This is a genomic window from Mesorhizobium sp. M8A.F.Ca.ET.218.01.1.1, from assembly GCF_004791165.1.
GTDB lineage: Bacteria > Pseudomonadota > Alphaproteobacteria > Rhizobiales > Rhizobiaceae > Mesorhizobium.
This window is the reverse complement of the sequence record NZ_SRUZ01000097.1, coordinates 1-349: the sequence shown is the minus strand read 5'-3', so window position 1 is coordinate 349 and position 349 is coordinate 1. Positions and strand designations below refer to the sequence as shown.

Annotated in this window: 1 protein-coding gene; it reads right to left on the bottom strand. The window is 59.0% G+C overall.

Going from position 1 to position 349, the window contains the following annotated elements; all coding sequences use genetic code 11:
- Window positions 1-265 (bottom strand): hypothetical protein (locus EN861_RS34550; RefSeq protein WP_135928226.1); only part of this gene is annotated, 265 nt, incomplete at its 3' end.
- Between the last annotated feature and the right edge of the window lie 84 nt (window positions 266-349).

Below are 349 nucleotides of genomic sequence, written 5' to 3'. Positions count from 1 at the left end.
GGTAGCTCATCCGTTCCGCAGCCTTGGCCGTGGCCAACTTGATTGAAGCGCGCTCCTTCTCCTGATCCGCATAGAGAGCTTCAAGGTGCTTTTGCTCCTGCTGCAGAGCTTCGTCGCGACGAGGTTCGAGGCTCGGGTAACGTTGTGCGTCCGAAACCTCAATCGCTCTGGCGCCGCTCAGCTGCGCCTCTATCCGAGCAGCTTTGATTTCGCTTTCCTGATACTGGATGCGCAGAACGTCAAGGCGGCCGCTAAGGTCCGCCACTGTCAGTTCAGGGTTTCCAACCTCACCGCGACCTATCTTATAGCCGCCGCCAGCCGCCACAGCTTGTCGGACAGTCATTCCTGG